The sequence below is a fragment of the Corallococcus aberystwythensis genome (assembly GCF_003612165.1).
Lineage (GTDB): Bacteria > Myxococcota > Myxococcia > Myxococcales > Myxococcaceae > Corallococcus > Corallococcus aberystwythensis.
Window position 1 is genome coordinate 1 of sequence record NZ_RAWK01000448.1, and the last position, 4,499, is coordinate 4,499.

The window sequence follows — 4,499 nt, forward strand, 5'->3', positions numbered from 1 at the left end:
GGGGTACGGGGGCGCTCCGGGGCTTGAGGGCGAAGGCCAGGAGCCCCACGAGGACTCCGATTCCGAGCCCGACCGCGATCCACTTCCACTTGCGAGTGACACCCTTCACGCGTGTGCGAGCCTCCCGCGCGCGAGCATCCTCCATCCGCCCACCGTGTCACGATGACTTCGCACCACGTCTGCTCGCATGCTGGGGAGGCACTGCACGGAGGGAACCCCACGCGACGTTTCCAGCCTACCGGCACGAAGCAGGACAGGGCGTGGAGAGCCCGCCCCAGGTGAGGTGGACTGCCCCCCACACCTGATCGGCACAGGTCACGCCATGGGGCTGGAGTGTGCGTTGACAGGTCGGGGCTCGCATCGCTTAACCTGTTGATGATGCGACGTTTCCTTCTCTTCTGTGCCGTCGCCAGCGTGCTCGGCTTCGGTCCCCTCTCCACCGCGAACGATGCCTGGGCCCAGGGACGTGCACGCGCACCCCGGACGAAGGCCGCGAAGGCGACCAAGGCCAAGAAGGGCGCGAACAAGGCGCCGCCGCGCATCGAGACGAAATCGAGCACGGCCGTCACGGATCCCGTGACCGGGGATGCCTCGGCCGCGGCGTCGTCCGCGCCGCCGCAGCGTGGCCCGTCGCGCATCGACTTCGACGACCGGCTCATCCAGGGCCAGACGAACAAGTCCGGCGCCGTGTACCTGTATGACCGCAAGGAATTGAAGACGCGGTCGATGCTTCGCGAGCGCGACAGCTTCCGCTCCGAGACGCTCGCCACCGTCTACGACCAGTAGGGCCGTACCGCCCATCACCCTTCGAAGGGAGCGTCACCGTTGAGCGGCCAGCCCAGCGTCTTGCAAGTCGTCATCCTCCGCGACGGCCTCCTAGTCGGGACGGAGGTCTTCGTCCCCGGCACCTACGCGCTCGGATCCGATGCGTCGTCGGATCTGCGGCTGGACGATGCGTCCGTGTCGCCGCGCCATGCGTTGCTGTACTTCCAGAACGGCCGCACCGCGATCCAGGACGCGGGCGGCGGCACCAGCGGCGTCTTCGTCAACGGGCACCAGGTCACCGCCTGTGAGATCCGCTCCGTGGACGAGGTGCTCTGCGGTCCGTTCGTCCTGAAGACGCGGATCCTCAACCAGCGTCCCGTCGAGTCCAAGCCGCAGCCGCCGCCCGAGGTCGCCGCGCTCCTCGGAGGTGCTGGGGCTCCGCCCGCCGCGCCCCCGCACGCCGGGAACGGCTTCGCGCCGCCCGCGAATGGCTTCGCGCCGCAAAACGGTGCTCAGGCCGCGCACGCGCAGCAGGCTGCCTACGCACAGCAGCAGGCGCAGCAGGCCGCATACGCCCAGCAGCAGGCACAGCAGGCCGCTCTTGCGCAGCAGCAGGCACAGCAGGCCGCGCTTGCACAGCAACAGGCGCAGCAGGCCGCGTACGCAAAGCAGCAGGCGCAACAAGCCGCGCAGGCTCAGCACGCTCAGCAGCAGGCTGCCTACGCTCAACAGCAGGCCCAGCACGCGTCGCAGGCTCAGCAGGCCGCGAATGCTCAGCAGCAGGCCGCCTACGCGCAGCAGCAGGCTCAGCACGCCGCGCAGGCCCAGCACGCGTCGCAGGCCCAGCAGGCCGCGCATGCGCAGCAGCAGGCCGCTTACGCCCAGCAACAGGCTCAGCACGCGGCGCAGGCCCAGCAAGCCGCGCAGGCCCAGCAGGCCGCGTACGCGCAGCAGCAGGCTCAGCACGCCGCGCAGGCCCAGCAAGCCGCGCACGCTCAACAGCAGGCCGCTTACGCGCAGCAGCAGGCTCAGCACGCCGCGCAGGCCCAGCAGGCCGCACACGCTCAGCAGCAGGCTCAGCACGCGGCGCAGGCTCAGCAACAGGCTGCCTACGCGCAGCAACAGGCCCAACAGGCCGCCTTCGCGCAGCAGGGTGCTCACGCGCAACATGGCGCGCAGGCCGCTCATGCACACCATGGCGCGCAGGCCGCGCAGCATGGCGCTCAGGGAGCGCACGGTGCTCACGCGCAGCCCGCGGCAGCGAAGCGCACCCCGGCGCCCGGCGTTCCCGCGGGCACCATGCCCTCCGCGCGGCGCCGTCCTCCCTCGGAGGCCATGCCCAGCCTCCTCACCGTGGACGACCTGCTCGCGGACGTGGACACCGACGTCGCCGCGCCCGCTTCCGGTCCCCTCGTCCTCGACGCGGCCCCGGCCACCCGCCCCACGCACGCGCCGAAGATCGGCCCGGGCAAGGGCGCGGCCCAGCTCTACCTGGAGCTGTACTGGGGCGCCGTGCGCCGCGACGCGCGCCGCTTCACCCCGGACGCGAAGAAGCCCGTGAAGGCCGCCCTGGAGGAGCAGGCCCCCATGCCGCTGTGGGGCTTCTCCCTCCCGGAAGGTGACGCCTTCACGCTCGCCGAATCCGTCAACGGCAACTACCGCCTCTTCGTGCCCCCCGGCACCGACGTGGAGAAGGCCAACGGCGACGGCCGCTTCGCCCCCGTCACCACCGCCGCCCTCGAGTCCGACGGCAGCCGCCGCTTCGTCACCCTGCGCGACGGCGCCGCCGCCCGCCTCACCCAGGGCAGGATGTCGCTCGTCGCCTACGCGGCGCCCGCCCCCGAGCGCATCTTCGTCAACCCGCTCAAGGGCCTGCCCTGGCTGACCCTCTTCTTCCTCGCCATCTTCGGCGGTGGCCTGGGCTGGTTCATCGCCACCCGGCCGCAGGGCCCCGCGACCGCGGACTTCACCCAGAAGAACCTGCCGCCCGTCGCGCTGCGCCTCATCGCTCCCGAGCCCAAGAAGAAGGAAGAGGCCAAGAAGAAGCTCGAGGCGATCAAGAAGAAGGAGCCCGTCAAGGAGAAGCCCGTCGTCGCGGAGAAGGCCCCGCCCAAGCCCGTCAAGCAGGTCCAGGTCCCCAAGGCCGTGGCCGCCGCGCCGGAGAGCAAGGCCCTGAAGGCGCTCGCGAAGCTGTCGGCCGCGGGCCCCGCCGCCAACGACCTGCTGGCCGCCGTGGACAAGCTGGGCAGCGGCCCGGGCAGCAAGAACGTCAAGCAGACCAACTACAAGCTCGCCGGTCTCATCGGCAAGGCACCCATCGCCAACGCGGGCCTGGGCACCTTCGGCCTGGGTGGCGGCGGCAAGGGCGGCGGCGCCACGCTGGGCGCGGAGCTCCTGCGCGGCAAGGGCGGCGGCGGCATCGGCGCGCTGGGCGCTGGCGGCGTGGGCAAGGGCGCGGTGGGCGGCACCGTCACGCGCGCCACCGCGCGCAGCATCTCCTCCACGCAGGGCACCGTGGACCGCGAGGCCGTGGCCAAGGTCATCAACAGCCACCTGAATGAAGTGCACGGCTGCTATGAACGCGCACTGCTCAAGGACCCCGGGCTCGCCGGCAAGGTGGTGCTGGAGTGGGCCATCGGGCTCAACGGCCGCGTCGCCTCCGCGAAGACGAAGTCCTCCACCCTCCGCAACGCCTCCGTCGAGGCGTGCATCCTCAGCAGCCTGAAGGGCTGGCAGTTCCCAGCTCCCAAGGGCGGCCAAGTCATCATCACGTACCCGTTCCTCTTCAACTCGGTCGGCTACTGACGCGGGGGACTCCCCCCTCCCTCACGTCGTCCCCCGCCTCCTGACAGGAAAAAGTCCCCGTGCGATTCCTCCTGCTCTCCCTCCTGTGCCTGGTGCCCGGCCTCGCTCGCGCCCAGGCCGAGGAACTCGAGAACCCCGGCACCGTCTCCGCGGTGCAGGACCGGCTCTACCGCATGCACCATGAGCTCTCGCTCGGCGTGGGCGTGCTGCCCGCGGATGCCTTCTACAAGGGGCTCATCGGCACTGTCGGTTACACGTACCACTTCAGCGACAGCGTCGCGTGGCAGGTGGGTCGCGGCACGTACAGCTACAACGTGCAGACCAGCCTGCGCAGCCAGCTGGAGCGCGACTTCGACGCGGCCCCCACCGCCACCGCCTTTGAAGACCAGGTGCAGTGGATGGTGGGCAGCGACCTCATGTGGAGCCCGCTGTACGGCAAGACGTCCTTCCTCAACACGAACGTCATCCACTTCGAGGTGTTCCTGCTCGCCGGCGGCACGGTGGTGAAGGTGGACCGCGGCGACGGCTTCCGCCCCGCCGTCAACCTGGGCCTGGGCGTGCGCGTGTTCTCCAGCCAGAACGTGTCCTTCCGGCTGGACGTGACCAACAACACCGTCTTCGCGGGCGCGTCGCGCATCATCAACGTGCCCACCGTGCAGATTGGGACGGCCTTCAACTTCGGCGCCACGGAATGACGTCCCGTTCGCTCATCGTCGCCGCGCTCACCAGCGCCGCGCTCCTCGTGTCCCCGACGGTCGCCCGCGCGGCCCCGGACGCGGGCACGCTGCCCATGCCACCCCCGCCCGCCACCGCGAAGGCCTCCGCCTCCACGGACGCGGGCGTCCCCGGCCCCACGGACGCGGGCACCGCCGCCGGCACGCCCGCGTCCGTGGAGGCGGAGGCCTTCGCGGTGGCGGGCGGGGGTGGCA

3 protein-coding genes and 1 pseudogene are annotated in these 4,499 nt (G+C 71.1%); all 4 read left to right on the forward strand.

The features are described from left to right. Positions 1-378: 378 nt before the first annotated feature. Positions 379-786 (forward strand): hypothetical protein, encoded by a 408-nt coding sequence (locus tag D7W81_RS40005; protein ID WP_120560578.1) that lies wholly within the window; start codon positions 379-381, stop codon positions 784-786. Between the two features lie 39 nt (positions 787-825). After that, positions 826-3,570 carry an AgmX/PglI C-terminal domain-containing protein gene (locus tag D7W81_RS40010; RefSeq protein WP_120560576.1) on the forward strand — a complete coding sequence of 915 codons (2,745 nt, stop codon included), beginning with the start codon at positions 826-828 and terminating at the stop codon, positions 3,568-3,570. A 59-nt stretch (positions 3,571-3,629) separates the two neighbouring features. Further along, positions 3,630-4,265 (forward strand): outer membrane beta-barrel domain-containing protein, encoded by a 636-nt coding sequence (locus D7W81_RS40015; RefSeq protein WP_120560577.1) that lies wholly within the window; start codon positions 3,630-3,632, stop codon positions 4,263-4,265. Next, positions 4,262-4,499, forward strand: a pseudogene (locus D7W81_RS40020) (hypothetical protein); the annotation flags it as partial. The gene D7W81_RS40015 and the pseudogene D7W81_RS40020, both read left to right, overlap by 4 nt.

Bases quoted from the DNA above. Each gene is read 5' to 3' on its own strand.
- D7W81_RS40005 (WP_120560578.1), top strand. From the start codon at position 379: ATGCGACGTTTCCTTCTCTTCTGTGCCGTCGCCAGCGTGCTCGGCTTC.